Origin of the sequence: Devosia litorisediminis (assembly GCF_018334155.1) — a bacterium.
GTDB classification, from domain to species: domain Bacteria; phylum Pseudomonadota; class Alphaproteobacteria; order Rhizobiales; family Devosiaceae; genus Devosia; species Devosia litorisediminis.
Genome location: NZ_JAGXTP010000003.1, coordinates 127870 through 147698, shown reverse-complemented (window position 1 = coordinate 147698; position 19829 = coordinate 127870). Strand labels below are relative to the sequence as shown.

The window sequence follows — 19829 nt, the reverse complement described above, 5'->3', positions numbered from 1 at the left end:
AGTCTTCAGCAGGAATCGCGATGCAAGCTTATTGCCATCGCCCTCACCGCGCCTTCATCTGCCGATCCAGCCCCTCTGAAATCACCGCCTTCATCGCCACGCGTGCTTCTTCGGCGTCGCCGGCCTGAATGGCTTGGGCGATGCGGCTATGGGCCTTGACGGTAGCGGCCATGGCCGTGGGGTCCTTGATGGGCGAACTGATGGTGAAGGCGGCGGTCAGGGCCAGCTCGACCAGCGTGCTGATCGAGGCCATGAAGGGGTTGGCCGAGGCCTGGGCGACGGTGCGGTGGAATTCGAGATCGGTGCGGGCAAAGTCTTCGGGCGTGGTGGTTTCGCCCATCGCCCTTGCGCAGTCGATCAGCGCCTGCGCCTGCTCATCGGTGCGGCGCAGCGCGGCCAGCGCGGCGGATTCCAGCTCCACCCCGATGCGGATTTCGGCCAGGCTGCGCAAAAAGGCTTCATCCGGCCCGGTCTCGAAATGCCAGGCCAGCACATCGGAATCGAACAGGTTCCAGCGGGCGCGCGGCAGCACGCGGGTGCCGATGCGGGCGCGGGCCTCGATCATGCCCTTGGCGGCCAGCGTTTTGAGCGCTTCGCGCAGCACGGTGCGCGAGACGGCAAAGCGCTGCAGCAATTCGGCATCGGATGGTAGAATGCTGCCCTCGGGAAAATCGCCGCCGACAATGGCCACGCCGAGCTGCCAGAGCACCTGGGAATGCAGATTGCGCATGGGCACGCGGCCGGCGATCGAGGCGATCAAATCACCCGATGTTCGTGGTCGCGCGGTGCGCAGTGTCATGCCGGTATCCTCCGCCCGATGGGGCGGTTGACCTAAGCATGGTGCCATTAGTGTTACAATATGAATTGCCGCCTTGCCCTGCCCTAAGGCATGCAGGCTCTGGACAGCGTCATGCGGCTTGGCCAAGGGTAGCGGCAAAAAGGAATCGCCCCCATGACCGACCATGTCACACCCGATCAGATCGACGCCGTTCTGGCCCATGTCGATGCCGGGCTCGATAGCAGCCTTGAGCGGCTTTATGCGCTGCTGCGCATCAAATCGATCTCGACCGATCCCGCCTTCAAGGCAGAATGCCAGCAGGCGGCCGACTGGATTGTCGGCGAGCTCAAGACCATTGGTTTTGATGCGGCCGCGCACGCCACCGAGGGGCATCCGGTGGTCTGGGCCAGGGGCCCCGAGCAGACCGGCGCCCATGTGCTGTTTTATGCTCACTACGATGTGCAGCCGGTTGATCCGCTCAATCTGTGGCACAGCGATCCGTTCGAGCCGGTGCTGAAAACCGATGCGCAGGGCCGCAAGATCATCGTGGCGCGGGGCGCCTCCGATGACAAAGGCCAGATGATGACCTTCATCGAAGCCTGCCGCGCCTGGCAGGCGGTGACCGGCAGTTTGCCGGTCAAGATTTCGCTGATGCTCGAAGGCGAGGAAGAAAGCGGCGGCAAGAACCTGCCGCCCTTCATGGAAGCCCACAAGGCGCAATTGGGCGCTGCCGATATCGCGCTGGTCTGCGACACCGATATGTGGGACCGCCAGACCCCCTCGATCACCACCATGCTGCGCGGCATGGTGGGCGAAGAGATCGAGATCACCTGCGCCAACAAGGATCTGCATTCGGGCATGTTCGGCAATGCCGCACGCAATCCCAACCAGTTGCTGGCCGAGATCATCGCCAGCCTGCGCGCGCCCGATGGCAGCGTGACGCTGGAAGGGTTTTATGACGACGTCGCCGAGGTCAGCCCCGAGATCAAGGCGCAATGGGCGTCGCTGGGTTTTGACGAGGCCGCCTATATGGGCGAAGCGGGGCTGTCGATCCCCGCTGGGGAAGCGAACCGCAGCCTGCTCGAAATGCTGTGGGCGCGCCCGACCTGCGAAATCAACGGCATGAGCGGGGGCTATACCGGCGATGGTTTCAAGACCGTCATTCCGGCCAAGGCCAGCGCCAAGATTTCGTTCCGGCTGGTGTCGGGCATGGACCCCGACAAGATCCGCGCCGCCTTCCGCAGCCATGTGCAGGCGATGATCCCGGCCGACTGTTCGGTCCGGTTCACCAGCCATGGCGGCGCGCCCGCCATCACCGTGCCCAGCGATGGCACGCATTTGCAGCAGGCGCTGAACGGGCTCAGCAGTGAATGGGGCAAGCCTGCGGTGATCACCGGCTCGGGCGGTTCAATCCCGGTGGCCGGGGATTTCAAGCGCATTCTGGGGCTCGATACGCTGCTGATCGGTTTTGCCCAGATCGACGATGCGATCCACAGCCCCAATGAAAAATACGATCTGGCCAGCTATCACCGCGGCATCCGCTCCTGGGTCCGCGTGCTGGCGGCTTTTGCCGGCTGATTGTCTGGCTCTTGCTGGAGAGAGGCGGCCTAGCCCCGATCTCTGCGCATCCACCGAACGCCACCTCCCCCTTGATGGGGGAGGCCGGGAGGGGGTGCCCGCTTCACCCGGTTACGCGATGTCAGGCGAACATCAGCGCCAGCATGGCGATGACCGCCGGTACGGTCTGGATGAACAGGATCTTCCGGCTGGCGGTGGCGGCACCAAAGATGCCGGCAATGGCAATGCAGGCCAGAAAGAACATCTGGATCTGCCAGGCAAAGCCGGGCAGCGGATAAATCAGCCCCCAGATCAGCCCGGCGGCAAGGAAGCCGTTATAGAGACCCTGATTGGCCGCCATTGTCTTGGTCTGAACCGCAAAATCGGGCTTGAGGCCAAATGCCTTGGCAGCGCGCGGCGTGGTCCACAAAAACATCTCGAGCACGAGAATGTAGATGTGCAGCAGCGCAATCAGGGCGACGAGAAGCGTGGCGATCAAGCTCATGGGACAGGCCTTTTGTGGGGCGTGACGCCGATCGAGCCGAGCGGCGTCCAGAGGGGATTGGCCTCCCTCATCTCACGCCGGCACGGCTCAGAGCAAGCGCGTGAGACCTAATGGTCTTCCTGCGCGTCGGCAGTACCCAGCAGCCAGTAGCCCGCGGCCTTGACATATTCAGGGTCAAAGCCACGGTCGTCGGTCAGGTGCGCACGAACCGCCTTGCTCATGGAGGCCTCGCCCGCGACATAGGCATAGGCGACCCCATCGGGGAAGCTGGTGGCCTTGATGCGGTCCAGGATCAGGCTGGTGCTGCCCGCCGGGGCGCCGTTGCGATAGACATAGCTCAGGCTGACATCGGCAGCGCCGGGGAAGGGCTGGTGTTCGTCCGGGTTGTCCACCTCGATCACCGCGATCACCCTGGCATCCTGGGGTAGCTCGGCAATGCGACGGGCCAGCGCGGGGATGGCGGTTTCATCGCCCGCCAGCAGATACCAGTCAAACGCGGTCGGCACGATCAGCGAACCGCGCGGGCCCCCGATCACCAGCTTGTCGCCCGGACTGACCTGCGCGGCCCAACTCGAGGCAGGGCCATCGCCATGCAGCACGAAATCAATATCGAGGGTGCCGGCACCGACATCATATTGGCGGGGGGTGTAGTCGCGCATTTCGGGGCGCTCGCCCTCGGCGAATTCGGCACCGCGCGGGCCGATCGGCACGATCTTGGGTTCAACGCCCTCGGGAAAGAAGAACGCCTTGATGTGGTCGGCATGGCCGGGCGCGGCAAAGCCGGTCATGTCACCCTTGAAACTGATGCGGCGCATTGTGGGGGTGATGTCGGTCACGCCGGTCACTTCGAGCAGGCGCATACGGGTTTCGTGGCGAACGCGCTGGGGTGCGCGCGGATCAGAGGTCACATCCATGGCTTGTATCCTGATTAATTTAGTCAGGATTTAGCGGTGGCGGAACGGAAAATCAAGGCATGTGCCGTTCGATGCGCACAGTGTGTGCACCAGTTCGGCCCTGATGCTACATCAATCCGAGCATGGCATCCTGCGCCTGGCGCAGCGCAAACAGCCGCGTGGAGGTGTCCGGCTGGCTGTTGAACTGGGTCAGCAACTCGCCCTTTTTGACCGCCGCAGTGACCTTGCCGCCCTCGAGCAAACCGACCGGAACGGCCCTGGCAGCGCGGCTGTCGGTGATGGTCATGGTGTAGCTGCGATAGCAGGTTTCCCCAATGGCATCAAAGGTTTCGCCTGCCTTGAGGTCGCGCTTGGCGACCGCGCAGACCTCGGCAACCGGGCTGGGCAGCGGCACCATGTCGGGCTTGCCATGCAGCATGATGCGGGCGCAGGTCAGCGGCACTTCCAGGCTGGTCAGATGATAGGGCCGGAAGAAGGCATAGTATGGCCCGTGCCCGATATGGAGATCATCCATCCGCTCGATGATCCGCGGATGCTCCGCCTTGACGATCACGAACACGCCCGGCGCGACGCCCTTGCCGACGGTAAAATCGACCACGCCGCTCTTGTTGAGAATTCCGCCATCTGCCTTTGGAATCAACACCTTGGCCATGTCGTCGCGGTCTGTTCTGGGGCCGTGCATGCCCGGTACGTCGGGCACCAGCCCGGTGGCATTGGCGATGGCGGCCATCTCGACCATGGTCTTGGAGCCATCGACAAACTCGACCAGCATGCGCGGGTTCATGTTCCGGCGCGTCGCCTCGGCGCGGTAGTCATCGGGTACCGCATCATGCTTGAGCGGGTTGTTCTTGCCCTTGCCGGCGGCGACGATGGGCAGACCCAAAGCGCTAACAAATTCAATCAGTTCCATGCAGGAGCTGGGTTCATCACCCGCGCCGACCGAATAGACAACACCAAGCCGATCGGCCTGTGCCTTGAGATAGGGGCCGATGGTGACATCGGCTTCGACATTCATCATCACCAGATGCTTGCCGTGTTCCATGGCCAGCAAATCGTAGTCGGCAGCCACGCCGGGCTTGCCCGTGGCGTCGATGACAACATCAATGTTGGGCGTGGTGACCAGAGTTTCGGCTGAGGTGATGGCGATCTTGCCCGCTTCGATGGCGGCAGTGGCCTGGCTGGGCGAGTCCGCCACGCGGCCTTTTGAATCCTCGCCATAGGCAATGGTCATGGCATCCAGCGCGGTGTGCGGGCGGCGGGTGGCAATGGCCGCCATCTCGATGCCCTGCATCAGCGACATCTGGGTGACCAGGTCGGTCCCCATTTCGCCGGACCCGATAACCCCCACGCGAATCGGCTTGCCGGAGTCGGCGCGCTGGGCAAGTTCGCGCGCCAGGCCAGTGAGGGCGATTGGATTGGTCATGGTGGGTCCGTTCTCGTCTCGTGCCCCTGCGTTACCCCTCAGCCGAGGATCAAGGCAAGTGAAACAGCAGGTTAAGAAGTCAGCGCGCCAGAGGAGAATGAAATCTCCCGCAGCGGAACTTTATTGTCAAAATGACCATATTGCGTGGGTTGAGCGCACCCCGGCTGGGCAATTTTAGCACTTCTTAAACCGTTCGAGTGGAAACTGAGGCTTGGAGAAACCTCCCGGGGCACACGTAAGACATGAGCACTAAGGCCGATAACACCATCGCATTGCCAGCGGTCATCGACCTTGATTCGCTTGACGGCATCAGGGACGGGCTCCTTGACGCCATCGAAACGGGCCCGGTGACGATCGCAGCGAGCGCGGTTGAGCGTGTCAGCACAAACGCGCTGTTCATGCTGATCAGCGCGGCTGAGACGGCCCGGAGAAACCATTTCGAGTTCGCTATTGAACAGCCGAGCGCGGCCATGACCAGCGCAATTGAGCGTCTGGGCCTTGGCGCTCAGTTTTCGGAAATGATGAGAGGATGACGACTTTGCGGGTTCTAACCGTGGACGATTCGAGGACTATCCTCGCCATGCTGCACCATACCTTGAGCAATGCGGGATTTGAGGTCCTGCAAGCTGAAGATGGCCAGCAGGGTCTTGATGTACTCAAGACTGAAACCGTTGATGTGGTGATCACCGACATCAACATGCCGGTGATGGATGGTATCGAGTTCATCAAGAATGTCCGGGCAACCGGTAATCACCAGAGCTTGCCGATCCTGATCCTGACGACGGAAACGTCGCAGGACAAGCGTGATCAGGGCAAGGCAGCCGGAGGGACCGGCTGGATCGTCAAACCATTCGATCCTGAAAAGCTGATCTCCGTCATTCACCGCGTGGTGCACTAACAGCAAGCCCAGAACGGTTGGACTTTCCCGTATGAGCGATCTCGACGACTTCAAAGCCACCTATTTCGACGAATGCTCCGAGCTCCTCAACGAGCTGGAAGAGCAATTTGCTGCGATCGAGGCGGGCGAACGCGATGCGGACCGGCTCAATGCGGTGTTCCGTGCCATCCACTCGATCAAGGGCGGTGCCGGGGCATTCGGCTTCTCGGCGCTGGTGGGCTTTGCCCATGCCTATGAAACCCTGCTCGATTATGTGCGCGATGGCCGGGTTGAGCTGACCGATGATGTGGTGGTGCTGTGCATCCGCGCCAATGACATCATCGCTGACCATGTCAATGCAGCTCAGACCGGGGAAGCCCTGGCGGCTGACTACGGCATGGAAGAAAAGAACCGTTTTGATGCCCTGGCGCGTGGCGACAAGGGCGAAGACGAAGATCTCGGCGGCGAGATGGTCGAGGAATTCGACCTCGATTTCACCCCCGTGATGGTCAATCTTGGTGGCGATGACGCCGCTGAAGACTCGGCGGACGAAACGGCCATGGCGCTCGATAGCGACCTGACCAGTGCGCTCGACGAGACGCCGATTGCAGCCGAACCGACTGCTGGCGTTGCAGACGAAGTGGCGCCCGATGACGCCTTTGATGCGTCGCCGATGCAGATTGAATCGGGCCATTGGGAAATCAAGTTCACCCCGCATCGCGCGCTTTATGCACGGGCCAATGATCCGCTGCTGCTGTTCCGCGAACTGGCTGTGCTGGGCGAATTTCACGTGCGCGCTGTTCTTGGCGACGTGCCACCGCTTTCCGATTTCGAACCGTTTGCCGTTTATTGCAGCTGGGAAATCACGCTGGTTTCTTCGACGCTGAACGAAGCCATGATCCGCGAGGTCTTCGAGTTCGTCGAGGGCGATTGCGATATCTCGGTGGCGCAGCTTGGTGCCAGCGTCATGCTGGATGTCGAAGATGAAGAGGCCAGTTTGCCAGACGCAGAAGCGCCGGCACAAGCGGCCGATCCGGCCAATGATGCCGATGATCTGCTTGCGCTTGCCGATGATGAAGTCGCCGGCCTGCTTGATTTCGATCAGGAGGAGACGCCAGAGCCGACACTGGCCGCGACCGCTCAGGACAGTTTTGAGGAGCCACCGGCTCTCAGCTTTGCCGAACTGGCGGCCTCGATTGCGCCGACACCGGTTGCCAAGGCGCCGCCGCCACCAAAGCCCGTTGCACCTGCTGCCCCGGCCTCGGCCGAAGGCGAGGAAAGCAGCGGCCGCAGCGTTGGCGTGCAGTCAATCCGCGTTGATCTGGACAAGGTTGACCGTGTGGTGAACATGGTCGGTGAACTGGTGATCACCCAGTCCATGCTGACCCAGCAGATGGATGAGAATTTGCGCGTGCGCTACACCGAACTGGTGCGCGGGCTCGAAGTGCTGGCCCAGACCACGCGTGGTCTGCAGGACTCGGTGATGGCGATCCGCGCGCAGCCGGTCAAATCGGTGTTCTCGCGCATGCCCCGCCTGGTGCGTGAGCTGGCCACTAAGACCGAAAAGAAGATCAAGCTCGAGACGATCGGTGAGAACACCGAAATCGACAAGACGGTGATCGAGCAACTCAGCGATCCGCTGACCCACATGATCCGCAACTCGGCTGACCACGGCATTGAGAGCCCGGAAAAGCGCGCGGCCAACGGCAAGAGCGAGATCGGCACCATCCGGTTGTCAGCCGAGCAGGCTGGCGGCAATATTCTGATCATCGTCGAGGACGATGGTGGTGGCATTAATCGTGAGCGCGTGCTGCAGGTTGCACGCGACAAGGGCATTGTGGCGCCGGATTCCAATCCATCCGAGGAGCAGATCGACCAGTTGATCTTTGCCCCGGGCTTCTCCACTGCCAGCGAAGTCAGCGATCTGTCCGGCCGTGGCGTCGGCATGGACGTGGTGCTGAGCAATATCAAGAAGATCGGTGGTTCGGTGCATGTGCGCAGCTGGACTGGCAAGGGTACGCGGATGACGCTGCGCCTGCCGCTGACGCTGGCTGTGCTCGATGTCATGCTGGTGCGGGTGGGTGGCAGCCCTTATGTGGTGCCGCTGTCCTCGATCGTGGAAACCATTCAGTGCTCGCGTGCCAGCTTTGAGCGCGTGCCCAGCGGTGGTCAGGTGCTGCAGGTTCGGGGCGAATACGTTCAGGTCATCGATCTGGTCGAGCGCTTCGAGCTGGTCTCCGATACACCCGAAGAGAACCGCTTTGTGGTCCTGTGCGAAGCTGAAGGCAGCCACAAGGTTGCTTTGGTGGTCGATGACATCATTGGTCAGCAGCAGGTCGTTATCAAATCTCTGGAAGAGAACTTCCAGAGCGTGGAAGGCGTCGCCGGCGGCACAATCCTGGGTGACGGCAATGTTGCACTGATTGTTGACGTTCAGGGCCTAAAGTCCACGATAGTGCATAAGAATGCAGCCTAAGGGCTGATTGTAAAAGTGTAGGTCGTCCAGAACAGGCGACAGAAAGGCTAGAGAATATGGAAGCGCTTGGTATGCGCGACGAAATCGGCGACAAGGCCGCCGTCGCCGCTCACAATTCCCTGCAGTTGATCGCTTTCTCGATCGGCGAACAGACTTATGGGGTGGAAATCACCACAGTGCGCGAAATCCGCGCCTGGAATGGCGCTACGCCGCTCCCCAACACCCGTGAGTTCGTTCGTGGTGTGATCAATCTGCGCGGCACCATCGTGCCGATCTTTGACCTGCGCGCCCGCTTTGGCGACGGCCCGACTTCGCCCACCAAGAACCACGTTGTGGTGGTGATGAGTGTTGGCGACAAATGGGTTGGCATTCTGGTCGACGCCGTCAGTGATATCCTGACCGTGTCGCGCGATGACATCCACAATGTCCCCGAAGGTAATTCGGTTGATACCGAATTGCTCAACGGCATTGTCACCCACGACAGCCGCATGGTTGGTCTGATCGATCTGCACGCAGTGGTCAGCGGCGCCAAGCTGGACGGCTAGTCCGCCCGATATTCGTGATTGTGTTGAAGGGCGCCGCGAGCGCCCTTTTTCGCGTCTGGCCAATGCGGACCCAAAACGCTTTTTACCGCGACGCGGCAGCGGCCGGGTGCGGTGGATCAGTCTGGTAATGTGGGGAAGGTGGGCCCTGGTACGTATCGCGGCGGCAAATCAAAAACCAGATCAGCCATTCCGGATAGGCGGTGGGCGGTGCCAGCGCGGCTGGCAGACAGATCAGAACAGCTCGGCGTCGCCGTGGTTCTGGTGTGCCGCGATGCCCGAAAGCGAGGGGACGCGAAGTTCGTCAAGCGTCAGGGTCGACCAGATTTCGTTATAGACACTCTCGGGGGCCGATGCTGGCAGCAGCGCAAATTGCCGCGTCGCCAGCGCCATGTTGTGGCACCTTTGCTCGATGCGATCCTGACCCTGCAATGCTGTGATGATGACCGCAACGGCATCGCGCACCGAGGGGTCCTTGTTGAGTTTGCCATCAGCAAGAATCTCGAGAGCCTCGGTGATGCCTTCCAGCATCGAAGCCGATTGGCGCGCGGTCTCGTCGAGTTCTTTGGCGAGTTTATGCAGTGACATACAATCTTTCCCTAGCCCTGAGGTCGCAGACTAACGCGGGATTCCTAAAGCAGTTCTTGCAAAGGACCGTTCTTATTTCGTCCTTGGTCTTTGTGGTTAGCGATTGGCTAACGAGTTTACCGCTACGATCGGAACAATAAGGACCACTGGGGTACGAGCGCGATAGATGGCACTGGCGAATTCATTACCGCCCGAATTTGATCGCGGCGTGGTCACAACCGTCCATCAGGGCGACTGTCATGTTTCCAACGCAACGGACCTGACGTTCTCCACGGTGTTGGGTTCGTGCATCTCTGCCTGCGTGCGCGATGTTGTCGCCAATGTGGGTGGGATGAACCACTTCCTGCTCGCCGAACAGTCCGGAGCCGCCAAGGATCGCTACGGCGCATCGGCGCGCTATGGTGCGTTCGCCATGGAGCAATTGATCAACAAGGTGCTCAGCCAGGGCAGCGGCCGCAAGGGAAACCTGGAAATCAAGGTGTTTGGGGGCGGCAAAATCAATGCGGCGCTCGACGATGTCGGGCTCAAGAATATCGAGTTCGTGCATGAGTTTCTGGCAGCAGAAGGTTATACGGCTGCCAGCAAGGATCTGGGCGGCACCTACGCGCGTCGCGTATTGTTCAAGCCACATTCGGGTCGCGCCTTCGTCAAACGCCTGGATAGCGATTCCGGTGCCAATGTGGCGCGCGAGGAAATCGCACTGGCCAAGCGTCGTGTGGTCATTCCGGCACCGGTGGACGATATCGAATTGTTCTGATTGTCGCGCTGGTTGCCCTCCGAGGCAGACCGCGCGCCCTTCGTTTTCCAAGTTATGGCACTAAACGGGTCAGCGGCAATTGTCGCTGGCCCGTTGTTGTGTCTGACCCGGGCTGTATCAAAATGAGCCAAGTGTTCAGCTTCTGACAATCTGCGTTAGCAAAGCCTTTCAAGCAGGTGCCGGCCGATAGATTTGGTTAACCATTGCGCGCGTATGGTTGTTCATGTTGCCACGCGCCCTGCCAACCCCTGTTTCAGGCATGTCATGCCCAGCCTGCGTCTAGTCCTGATATCCGCCGCGATCTGGCTTGGTGCCGGCGCGCTGGGGCTTGGCTTCGCTGGCGCATTCGAGCCTGGCTGGCAGCAGATCAGCTTTGTTGCGGTGCTGGTGCTGATTGCTGTGGTGGCAAGTCTGGCAGTTGCGATCCGTGCCGATATGGCTGCAGCCAATGCGCTGGCCGCCATTACCCGCGCGGCAGGTCTGGCAGAACGCGCGGGCGAGGTGCTGTCCATGGGCGAGATCGTTACTCGCCTGGGCACGCGTCTGGAGCGGGCACATCAGTTCAAGCTGGCAGTTTCGGCCATTCACCAGCCTCTGGTGGTGGTTGATGAAGGCGGGCAGATAGTGGTGGCCAGTCTGGGCATTACGCGGCTTGTTCGCGAAGCCGTCGAGGGGGCGTCACTCGATGCCCTGTTTGGCGAGGGCTATCTCAGTGCGGGTGGTGGCGCGCCCGAGCAAAGCCTGGTGCTGCTGGCCGATCAGCGTTTCGAGGTGCGGCGCCATCCTTATGCAGCGAAACGATTTTTACTTGAGTTTATTCCCGCGGGCACTTTTGTGCAGGACGATGATCTTGATGCCTTTGTTGGGGCGCTGGGCAGCGGCCAGACCGGCTTTCGATTCGAGGCCAAAGCCGTGGCTGCCAACCCGGCGCTGGCAGCGCTCAATGGTGGGCTGGCCGAACTTGATGGCGGGCTGCATCAGCTTGAAAGCCTGATCAGGGCGGGTGGCGAACTTCCCGACGCGCTGGATGGGCCCTTGGGCGCCCTGGCGCAGCAGATCGACGACTTCGCCCGTTCGATGGATGATCAGCTCGAGCAGGAACGCCAGACGCGGGTGCGTCTCGAGGCGAGGCTGGTGCAGATCGGGCAACTGGTCGAGCGGTTTGAGACGCGCATGGCCGCGATCAATGGTGCGGCGGCCGATAATCTCAGCGATGCCCAGGAGGCCAATGCGGCGCTCAAATCGGGCGGTGCGCAACTGCAGCGCGCGCGCACGATTGGCCATAATGCACACAACCTGGTGGGCGCCGCCGATCAATCTGCCCAGCAGACCCATCTGGTGGTCAGCGAGGTCGACAGAATGACCAGCGAAATCGACAAGATGGTGCAGGCGATCGAGGACGTTTCTTTCCGCACGAACCTGCTGGCGCTCAATGCTGCGGTGGAGGCTGCGCGGGCTGGCGAGAAGGGCGCGGGGTTCGCTGTTGTTGCCGACGAAGTGCGCCAACTGGCCCAGCTGATCAACCGTTCGGCCAAGGATATCCGCGCCGTGGTCAGTCGAGGTCGTGTTCAAGCGGAAAATGGGGTCAATGAATCCAAGACCTTACAGAAAATGATTGCCGATCTTGAGGTCCATTTACGCAATCTAAGTAATGAAACCGACACTATTACAACGACCCTGAGCCTGGGCGAGACGGCGATGAGCCGATTGAGTGGGCGAATGGGGTCGTTCGGCGACGTCGCTACAGTCGAAACCCGACCGCAGCGACGCGCGAGCGCTTAGACAGGCGTCCAGTAGGGGCGTCTGGGGCAATTGGGGTAGTCTGTATGGAACAGGGGGAAATCTCCCTTAGCGAACGTGAATTCGCGCGGATCAAAGGCCGCGTGTATCAGGTCGCGGGAATATCGCTGAGTGATGCCAAGCGCACGCTGGTCATCTCACGCTTGTCCAAGATTGTGCGCGCGCTGGGTCTGCCCAGTTTTGACGCCTATATCGATTTTCTCGAGCGCAAGGGAACGGCCCAGGAAGGCCAGGAATTCGTCAATGCGCTGACCACGAACCTGACGCGCTTTTATCGCGAAGACCATCACTTCGATCATCTGCGCAAGCATATCGAGGCGCTGGTGGCATCCAAGCCACGTGGCAGCCGTCTGCGTATCTGGTCCGCCGGATGCTCGACCGGGCAGGAGCCCTATACGATCGGTATGGATCTGCTGGGGGCCTTTCCCGAGCTCAAGCGCTGGGACTTCAAGATACTGGCCACCGATATTGATACGGCCGTGATCGAGAAGGCCGCGCGGGGCATCTATCCCGAAAATGAACTCAACGGTCTGTCGCGTGAACGCGCCGCGCCGTTTGGCAAGCCGGGAGACGGGACCATCGTGATCCCCGAGGCGGTGCGCAATCTGGTGTCGTTCAAGCCGCTCAATCTGATCGGGCCTTGGCCGATGAAAGGGCCATTCGATGCCGTGTTCTGCCGCAATGTGGCGATCTATTTCGACAAGCCAACGCAGGGCGAAGTGTTCGGCCGGTTCAGCAAGCTGATGGCGCCCGAAGGCTATCTCTATATCGGCCACTCGGAGAATCTGGGCTCGGGTGGTGATGGGTTCCGTCTGGTTGGCAAGACCATCTACCAATCCAAACTGAAACTGAACAAGCAGGAAGCGGCATGAGCATCAAGGTCCTTGTCGTCGACGATTCGGCGCTAATCCGTGAAGTCCTGACGCGCATGCTGTCGCGTGACGGGGACATTGAGGTGGTGGACACCGCCACCGATCCCATTGATGCGCGCCAGAAGATCAAGGACCTCAATCCTGATGTCGTGACGCTCGATATTGAAATGCCCAATATGAACGGGCTGCAGTTTCTCGAAAAGCTGATGCGGTTGCGTCCGACACCGGTAATCATGGTGTCGACCCTGACCAAGAAGGGGGCCAGCGAGACCCTGCTGGCGCTTGAACTGGGCGCGGTCGATTTTGTGGCCAAGCCCAGTGCCGAGTTTGCTGGCGGTATCGAGGCGTTTGGTGTCGGTCTGCGCGAAAAGATCCGCGCCGCCGCCAAATCCGATGTTCGTGGTCGTTCAGCCAGCCGGGCCGAGCCGCCCAAGCTGGCCGTCAAAACGGCCGCGGCGCCAAATGGTGCGCTGATTGCAATCGGGGCATCGACCGGTGGCGTTGAGGCCATCCGTGCCGTTCTCTCGCAAATGCCTGCTGACTGTCCGCCAATCGTGATCGCCCAGCACATGCCGCCAGGCTTTACCGGTCGCTTTGCGGCGCGCCTGGATGAAGTATGCGCGATCAAGGTGATTGAAGCCGAAGACCGCATGCCTTTGCTGCCGGGCCATGCCTATGTGGCCAAGGGCGATTTCCACCTGCGGGTGGAGCGTTCCTCAGGCCAGCTCAAATGTCGCCTGACCCAGGACGAACTGACCTCGGGCCATCGCCCCAGTGTCGACATCCTGTTTGAGTCAGTGGCCAAGACCGTGGGCAATATGGCCGTCGGGGCCATCCTGACCGGTATGGGCCGCGATGGGGCGCGGGGGCTCAAGCTGATGCGCGATGCCGGCGCCTACACTGTTGGCCAGTCCAAAAGCTCGGCCCTGGTGTACGGAATGCCGCGAGTCGCGTTCGAAGAAGGGGCCGTCGTCGAGCAGGCGCCGGTCGAAGATATTGCGAGCCGTCTGGCTAACGCCTTGGTACGGCTCAAATCTGCAGCGTAAGGGCCAGGGTATACAATCACTCAATGCGGATTGAGAGATTTGTAACGCTTCTTGCCTAGTGTTTGATGCAAGCCCGGGGTTGGTATTTCCCCGGCACCAGGAAGGTGAATTCGAACATGCCTAAAGCCAGCGCAGTCAGTGTTCTCATCGTCGATGATCAGCAGTCCATGCGCGGTATCTGCAAGTACATCCTCACGCAGCTCGGCTTCAAAGACATCATTGAGGCCAAGAGTGGCCGTGATGCCTTGGGAAAGCTCGAAAAAGCCAATGTCGATCTGATCATTTCCGACTGGAACATGGAAGACATTGACGGGCTGACCCTGCTCAAGGTGATCCGCAAGCATCCGCGTACTCAGGGCATGCCATTCATCATGGCAACGGGCCGTTCCGACAAGGAGCAGGTCAAGGAAGCCATTACGTGTGGCGTGAACAATTATATCATCAAGCCATTCGACGCTTCGACCATGAAGAAGCGTATCGAGGCCGTGATCGGGGCACTGAGCTAGTTCAGCAGCCGCGCCTACTACAAGCCTGAAGTTGAGCCCCCGCCCCCCACAAGGGTCGGGGGCTCAACTGTTTTCGGCTGCTTCGCCGCGCGTAAGAAGTGGTTAATGGAGCAGGAGTATCGTTTCCACAGATCGGCCTGATCCGGTCTGGGGAGGACTGCCGCTATACCCGTCAATTGCCGATGGGGCCCGATGACGCGATTACGCGCCGGGCATGGCAGTCATTGAGGAAAGCTGGAGTGTTCAATGGGATTTCTGCCACAGTTGAAGATCGCCCAAAAGTTGCCACTGGCGCTGGTCGGGTCGGCCTTGTTGGTCAGCGTTGGCGTGGGGATCGCCAGTTACCTGATTGGATCGGCAACGGTCGATCAATTGTCGCGGCGGCAGATCGATACCATTGCCCGAAATTCAGCCTCCGAGCTTGAAGCCTATTTCAGCAGCATTGCCGAGGATCTGGTGATCACCGCGACCACTGAATCCACGCAGACGGTCCTGCGCGACTTTAACATTACCTGGGGTCAATTCCTGACGGCAAAGCCGCCACAGGAACCCAAAGATGCGCTGCAGATGGCCTACATCACCAACAACCCTGACCCGGAGCAGCGCGAACTGCTCGATGTCTCGCTCGAGACCAAGCGGACCAATTACGACTTTGCACATTCCAAGGTGCACCCGGCATTCCGGCGCCAGCAGGATGCGCGTGGCTATGCCGACCTGATGCTGATCGATCCCGATGGCAATTTGATCTATTCGGTCAAGAAACGCGACGATTTCGCCACCAATCTGGCGAGCGGTGATGGCGCCGCGTCCGGTCTTGGTCGTGCTTACCAAGCTGCAGCTGCCATGACTGAAGCAGGGCAGGTGGCGTTTGTGGACTTCTCGCCCTATGCCGCGGCAGCCGGGGCGCCGGAAAGCTTTGTGGCGACACCTGTTTTCAACAACCGCGACAAGCTGGTTGGGGTGCTGGCGGCGGCCCTGTCGACGGCCTCGGTTGATGCGATCATGGCCAAGTCTGATGGGTTGGGTGAAACCGGCGAGAGCTTCTTTGTCGGTGCCGATTATCTGATGCGTTCGGATTCCCGTTTTTCCGATACGCCAGACGCCCTGATCACCAAGTTCGAGAACCCCGTGATCACAACCGCGCTTGGCGGTACCGCAGCCAGCGGCGTGTCGAGCGATTATCGCGACATGAATTTGATCCTGACGGCTCAGCCGCTCAGTTTTGGTGGGGTTAACTGGGCCGTGGTGACGGCAATCGGCGAGGACGAGGCCTATGCCCCGATCACCGATATGCGCAACATGATGCTGGCCATTGGTGGCGGCCTGTTGGCTATTGCTGCCATTGCCGGGTACTTCTTTGCCCGCTCGGTCAGCGGCCCGATCAGCCGGCTGACCACGACCATGGAAACACTGGCCGAGGGTGATCTGGCCGCCGAGGTGCGCGGGGCAAACCGCACTGACGAAATTGGCGCGATGGCCCGCGCGGTCGAAGTGTTCCGCGAGAATGGTTTGAAAGTCGCGCAGATGACGGAGGCCGAAGCGGCCCAGATCGTGCGCAGTCAGGCCGAGCGCGCCGCCATGATGCAGGACTTGCAGCGCGCCTTTGGTGCGGTAGTCGATGCGGCCATTGCAGGTGACTTCAGCAAGCAGGTGGACGCTCAATTCCCCGATGATGAGCTCAATACGCTGGCTCGCTCGGTCAATAATCTGGTGGCCACGGTCAACCGCGGCGTTGGCGAAACCGGCGACGTTCTCGCCGCCCTGGCCAATACCGATCTGACGCAGCGCATGACGGGTGATTATGAGGGGGCGTTTGCCAAACTCAAGGTCGACACCAATGCGGTGGCCGACAAGCTCACTGAAGTGGTGGGCCAGCTCAAGGATACCTCGCGGACGCTCAAGGCCGCCACGGGCGAAATCCTCAGTGGTGCCAACGATCTGAGCGAGCGGACCACCAAGCAGGCTGCCACGATTGAAGAAACTTCGGCGACCATGGAGCAGCTGGCAGCAACAGTGCTGGCCAATGCCGAGCGGGCCAGCGAGGCTTCCACAGTGGCGTCGAGCGTGACACGCACCGCCGAAGAGGGTGGTCAGGTGATGCACCAGGCCACGGAGGCCATGGCGCGCATCACCGATAGCTCGGCCAAGATCTCCAATATCATCGGCATGATCGACGACATCGCCTTTCAGACCAATCTGCTGGCGCTGAACGCCTCGGTGGAAGCAGCCCGTGCTGGTGACGCAGGCAAGGGATTTGCTGTGGTGGCCGTGGAAGTGCGGCGCCTGGCGCAGTCGGCGGCTTCGGCCTCGGCGGATGTAAAGGTGCTTGTCGAGCAGTCGGCGAACGAAGTGCAGGGCGGCTCGCGTCTGGTGGCCGATGCGGCGGTCAAGCTGGAGTCCATGCTCAGCGAAGCGCGGTCCTCCAATGCGCTGATGAACGGAATTGCCAAGGAAAGCCGCGAACAGGCCTCCTCGATTGACGAGGTCAATACAGCGGTCCGCACTATGGACGAGATGACCCAGCACAATGCGGCTCTGGTCGAGGAGATCAATGCCGCCATCGAGCAGACCGAAGCGCAGGCCACCGAACTGGACCGCATCGTGGACATTTTTGCCATTGATGAGGCATCGGCCAAACAGCACAGCCGGGCGCCAATGGCACCTGCGGGTCAGGCGGCCCCGGGCAATGGTTTTGCCGAAGGCGCACGCGGGCTGCAGAACAAGCTCAAATCGGTGGCCAAGTCATACCTGTCCAACGGCAGCGCTGCGGTGGACCGCGACTGGAATGAATTCTAGGGGCGCATAACTGGAGATCACGTAACGGGGCCCGCGGGCCCCGTTGTCATGACGGCCTTTGCAACCGGTTTCGGGCGGCAACCTGACGTTAAGAACCCTTGGCTTAACTTGTCTACCATACAAGTCGACGTGTTTTTTCGTCGGGGGGAGCGAGACGTTTTATGAAAGCCATTTCCGGATTTTGGGGTAACATCAAGCTGACAACGGCGATTGCCGGGCTGGTGTTGATGAGCATCACGGTCACCATCGTGGCCTATTCGGTCAACGGCTATTTTGATCTGCGCAAGCAGTCGGTCAATCAGATGATCGCGCAGCAGGACGCCAATTTGCAGGTGGCCGGCACGATCCTGGAAAAGCGCCTGTCCGGGTCGGTTGTCACCTGGGCCGAGGACGGCTCCATTGAGGCGTTCCAGACCTACAACATCCCGTTCTTCCATGATACTGGCGCCATCGACTCGGTGACGCGCATCACCGACGGTGAAGCCGTGATCTTCGGGCTCGACACCGAGACCAATCAGTTCATCGCCAAGTCCACCAGCTTTGAAGCCGAAGACGGCTCGCGGGTGATTGATTTTGCGCTCGATACGAGTTCGCCCGAGCACGCAGCACTGGCGGCCGCTGAACCCTATTTCGGCACAGTGACGATGCAGGGTACCCGCTTCTTCGGCGCTTTCGAGCCTATCAGCAATCTCAAGGGTGATCTGCTGGGCGGTTTCTTTGTGGGCAGTGATGCAGCACTCGCCGAGGCCGCCGCCAATAGTGCCGTGCCCGGCATGGTGGTGATGGGGCTGGTCCTGATCGCGGTGATGGGCGCAATTTGTCTGGTGATCACACGCCTGCTGATGCGCCCCATTCCCCGAATCGCGGCAGCCATGGAGTCCATTGCTGATGGCGATTTTGCCACCGAAGTGCCCTATGTGACCCGCGGCAATGAGCTGGGCGCCATGGCCCGTGCCGTTGAAGTGTTCCGGGCCAATGGCCTTCGGGTGAGCGAAATGACCGAGGCCGAGGCGGCACGGATCATCGCCGATCAGAAAGATCGTCAGGCGATGATGACCGAGTTGCAGTCCGCCTTCGGTCAGGTGGTTGATGCCGCCGTCGCCGGCGATTTCAGCAAGCAGGTGGAAGTCGAATTCCCCGATCCCGAACTGAACGGACTGGCGCGCAGCGTCAATTCGCTGGTCAAGACATTCAATCGTGGTGTGGTGGGCATCGGCCAGGTGCTGGGCGCATTGGCCAATACCGATCTGACCCACCGCATGGAAGGCGAGTATGAGGGCGCCTTTGCCACGCTGAAATCGGACGTCAATGCCGTTGCCGACAAGCTCAATGAAGTGGTTGGCCAGTTGCGCGAGACCTCGGGTACGCTCAAGACAGCGACCGGAGAAATCCTCAGTGGCGCCAATGATCTGAGCGAGCGCACCACCAAGCAGGCTGCCACAATCGAGGAAACCTCCGCCACTATGGAGCAGCTCGCGGCCACGGTTCTGGAAAACGCCCGCAAGGCCGATGAGGCCAGCCGCAAGTCGCAGACTGTTTCGCACACCGCTGAAGAGGGTGGTGCGGTGATGAGCCAGGCGACCGGCGCAATGGAAAAGATCACCAGCTCGTCGGGCAAGATTTCCAACATTATCGGCATGATCGACGACATTGCCTTCCAGACCAATCTGCTGGCTCTGAACGCCTCGGTGGAAGCGGCCCGTGCTGGCGACGCCGGCAAGGGCTTTGCCGTGGTGGCCGTGGAAGTGCGTCGCCTGGCACAATCAGCGGCCTCGGCTTCGGCTGATGTGAAGGTGTTGATCGAGCAGAGTGCCAGCGAAGTTGCTGGCGGCTCCAAGCTGGTGGCCGATGCCGCTGGCAAGCTAGAGGCCATTCTTGAAGGCATTCGTGAGAACAGTCTGGTGATGGAAGGGATTGCACACGACAGCAAGGAACAGGCGTCTTCGATCGAGGAAGTCACTGTTGCCGTGCGGCAGATGGATGAGATGACCCAGCACAATGCGGCGCTGGTCGAGGAGATCAATGCCGCCATTGAGCAGACCGAAGCGCAGGCCGTCGAGCTTGACCGGATCGTTGACGTGTTCGCTGTTGGTGATGATGGCATCCGCCACGTGCGTGCGCCAGAACGCCATCGCGCGTCCGAGCGCCGTGTTGAAGCGACCCCGGTGCGGCAGAAGGCGGCGGCCAAAGCCTATCTCAGTCATGGCAGTGTGGCCATTGATCAGGACTGGAACGAGTTCTGATAGCACCCAGCAACCAAAACGACTTCAAGGGCGCCCACTGGGCGCCCTTTTGACGTTCACGCCAAGTCGATCTGCCGCGCGATGCAGACGTTGCGACGAAAGACCAAGATGAAAACAACTCCAGGTACGACTGAATTGCGAAATGCAAT

At 60.6% G+C, this 19829-nt stretch carries 17 protein-coding genes; 12 read left to right on the top strand and 5 right to left on the bottom strand.

Annotation, left to right across the window (positions count from 1 at the left end):
• Positions 1–43: 43 nt before the first annotated feature.
• Positions 44–799: a FadR/GntR family transcriptional regulator gene (locus KD146_RS15770; protein WP_212659795.1), complete on the bottom strand. Its 756-nt coding sequence runs from the start codon at positions 797–799 to the stop codon at positions 44–46.
• 153 nt (positions 800–952) lie between these two features.
• On the opposite strand from KD146_RS15770, the gene KD146_RS15765 reads away from it, so the two are divergent.
• Positions 953–2356 (top strand): M20/M25/M40 family metallo-hydrolase, encoded by a 1404-nt coding sequence (locus tag KD146_RS15765; protein WP_212659794.1) that lies wholly within the window; start codon positions 953–955, stop codon positions 2354–2356.
• A gap of 121 nt (positions 2357–2477) precedes the next feature.
• On the opposite strand, the gene KD146_RS15760 is transcribed toward KD146_RS15765, so the two are convergent.
• The 3 genes from KD146_RS15760 to KD146_RS15750 form a co-directional block, all read right to left on the bottom strand.
• Positions 2478–2834 carry a DUF1304 domain-containing protein gene (locus KD146_RS15760; protein WP_212660074.1) on the bottom strand — a complete coding sequence of 119 codons (357 nt, stop codon included), beginning with the start codon at positions 2832–2834 and terminating at the stop codon, positions 2478–2480.
• A 113-nt stretch (positions 2835–2947) separates the two neighbouring features.
• Positions 2948–3754 carry a siderophore-interacting protein gene (locus tag KD146_RS15755; protein ID WP_212659793.1) on the bottom strand — a complete coding sequence of 269 codons (807 nt, stop codon included), beginning with the start codon at positions 3752–3754 and terminating at the stop codon, positions 2948–2950.
• A 106-nt stretch (positions 3755–3860) separates the two neighbouring features.
• A complete protein-coding gene (locus KD146_RS15750; RefSeq protein WP_212659792.1) occupies positions 3861–5177 on the bottom strand; it encodes an NAD(P)H-dependent oxidoreductase in 1317 nt (438 codons plus the stop codon).
• Positions 5178–5419: 242 nt separating this feature from the next.
• On the opposite strand from KD146_RS15750, the gene KD146_RS15745 reads away from it, so the two are divergent.
• Genes KD146_RS15745 through KD146_RS15730 form a run of 4 tightly spaced genes read left to right on the top strand, consistent with a single transcriptional unit; the run spans position 5420 to position 9075 of the window.
• Entirely contained in the window at positions 5420–5710 is a 291-nt protein-coding gene (locus tag KD146_RS15745) for an STAS domain-containing protein (RefSeq protein ID WP_212659791.1), read from the top strand.
• Positions 5707–6075 carry a response regulator gene (locus KD146_RS15740; protein WP_212659790.1) on the top strand — a complete coding sequence of 123 codons (369 nt, stop codon included), beginning with the start codon at positions 5707–5709 and terminating at the stop codon, positions 6073–6075. The genes KD146_RS15745 and KD146_RS15740 overlap by 4 nt, the downstream gene beginning before the upstream one ends.
• Positions 6076–6106: 31 nt before the next feature.
• A complete protein-coding gene (locus tag KD146_RS15735; protein ID WP_212659789.1) occupies positions 6107–8530 on the top strand; it encodes a chemotaxis protein CheA in 2424 nt (807 codons plus the stop codon).
• A 56-nt stretch (positions 8531–8586) separates the two neighbouring features.
• On the top strand, positions 8587–9075 hold the full coding sequence (locus KD146_RS15730; RefSeq protein ID WP_212659788.1) for a chemotaxis protein CheW: 489 nt from the start codon (positions 8587–8589) through the stop codon (positions 9073–9075).
• A 231-nt stretch (positions 9076–9306) separates the two neighbouring features.
• On the opposite strand, the gene KD146_RS15725 is transcribed toward KD146_RS15730, so the two are convergent.
• A complete protein-coding gene (locus KD146_RS15725) occupies positions 9307–9660 on the bottom strand; it encodes a hypothetical protein (RefSeq protein WP_212659787.1) in 354 nt (117 codons plus the stop codon).
• A gap of 166 nt (positions 9661–9826) precedes the next feature.
• On the opposite strand from KD146_RS15725, the gene KD146_RS15720 reads away from it, so the two are divergent.
• The 7 genes from KD146_RS15720 (at position 9827) to KD146_RS15690 (ending at position 19680) form a co-directional block, all read left to right on the top strand.
• Positions 9827–10417: a chemotaxis protein CheD gene (locus KD146_RS15720; RefSeq protein ID WP_212659786.1), complete on the top strand. Its 591-nt coding sequence runs from the start codon at positions 9827–9829 to the stop codon at positions 10415–10417.
• A 264-nt stretch (positions 10418–10681) separates the two neighbouring features.
• Positions 10682–12199, top strand: coding sequence for a methyl-accepting chemotaxis protein (locus KD146_RS15715; protein ID WP_212659785.1), 1518 nt, complete (start codon positions 10682–10684; stop codon positions 12197–12199).
• A 44-nt stretch (positions 12200–12243) separates the two neighbouring features.
• Positions 12244–13089 (top strand): CheR family methyltransferase, encoded by an 846-nt coding sequence (locus KD146_RS15710; RefSeq protein ID WP_212659784.1) that lies wholly within the window; start codon positions 12244–12246, stop codon positions 13087–13089.
• Positions 13086–14135: a protein-glutamate methylesterase/protein-glutamine glutaminase gene (locus tag KD146_RS15705; RefSeq protein ID WP_212659783.1), complete on the top strand. Its 1050-nt coding sequence runs from the start codon at positions 13086–13088 to the stop codon at positions 14133–14135. The genes KD146_RS15710 and KD146_RS15705 overlap by 4 nt, the downstream gene beginning before the upstream one ends.
• 116 nt (positions 14136–14251) lie before the next feature.
• Entirely contained in the window at positions 14252–14641 is a 390-nt protein-coding gene (locus tag KD146_RS15700; protein WP_212659782.1) for a response regulator, read from the top strand.
• Positions 14642–14887: 246 nt separating this feature from the next.
• Positions 14888–17437 (top strand): methyl-accepting chemotaxis protein, encoded by a 2550-nt coding sequence (locus KD146_RS18285; RefSeq protein ID WP_249327927.1) that lies wholly within the window; start codon positions 14888–14890, stop codon positions 17435–17437.
• Between the two features lie 161 nt (positions 17438–17598).
• On the top strand, positions 17599–19680 hold the full coding sequence (locus KD146_RS15690) for a methyl-accepting chemotaxis protein (RefSeq protein WP_249327926.1): 2082 nt from the start codon (positions 17599–17601) through the stop codon (positions 19678–19680).
• Positions 19681–19829 lie beyond the last annotated feature (149 nt).

Coding starts and splice junctions, on each gene's coding strand:
- KD146_RS15730 (WP_212659788.1), top strand. CDS start 8,587: ATGGAAGCGCTTGGTATGCGCGACGAAATCGGCGACAAGGCCGCCGTC.
- KD146_RS15720 (WP_212659786.1), top strand. CDS start 9,827: ATGGCACTGGCGAATTCATTACCGCCCGAATTTGATCGCGGCGTGGTC.
- KD146_RS15690 (WP_249327926.1), top strand. CDS start 17,599: ATGAAAGCCATTTCCGGATTTTGGGGTAACATCAAGCTGACAACGGCG.
- KD146_RS15735 (WP_212659789.1), top strand. CDS start 6,107: ATGAGCGATCTCGACGACTTCAAAGCCACCTATTTCGACGAATGCTCC.
- KD146_RS15725 (WP_212659787.1), bottom strand. CDS start 9,660: ATGTCACTGCATAAACTCGCCAAAGAACTCGACGAGACCGCGCGCCAA.
- KD146_RS15770 (WP_212659795.1), bottom strand. CDS start 799: ATGACACTGCGCACCGCGCGACCACGAACATCGGGTGATTTGATCGCC.
- KD146_RS15740 (WP_212659790.1), top strand. CDS start 5,707: ATGACGACTTTGCGGGTTCTAACCGTGGACGATTCGAGGACTATCCTC.
- KD146_RS15710 (WP_212659784.1), top strand. CDS start 12,244: ATGGAACAGGGGGAAATCTCCCTTAGCGAACGTGAATTCGCGCGGATC.
- KD146_RS15715 (WP_212659785.1), top strand. CDS start 10,682: ATGCCCAGCCTGCGTCTAGTCCTGATATCCGCCGCGATCTGGCTTGGT.
- KD146_RS15700 (WP_212659782.1), top strand. CDS start 14,252: ATGCCTAAAGCCAGCGCAGTCAGTGTTCTCATCGTCGATGATCAGCAG.
- KD146_RS15745 (WP_212659791.1), top strand. CDS start 5,420: ATGAGCACTAAGGCCGATAACACCATCGCATTGCCAGCGGTCATCGAC.
- KD146_RS15755 (WP_212659793.1), bottom strand. CDS start 3,754: ATGGATGTGACCTCTGATCCGCGCGCACCCCAGCGCGTTCGCCACGAA.
- KD146_RS15750 (WP_212659792.1), bottom strand. CDS start 5,177: ATGACCAATCCAATCGCCCTCACTGGCCTGGCGCGCGAACTTGCCCAG.
- KD146_RS15705 (WP_212659783.1), top strand. CDS start 13,086: ATGAGCATCAAGGTCCTTGTCGTCGACGATTCGGCGCTAATCCGTGAA.
- KD146_RS18285 (WP_249327927.1), top strand. CDS start 14,888: ATGGGATTTCTGCCACAGTTGAAGATCGCCCAAAAGTTGCCACTGGCG.
- KD146_RS15765 (WP_212659794.1), top strand. CDS start 953: ATGACCGACCATGTCACACCCGATCAGATCGACGCCGTTCTGGCCCAT.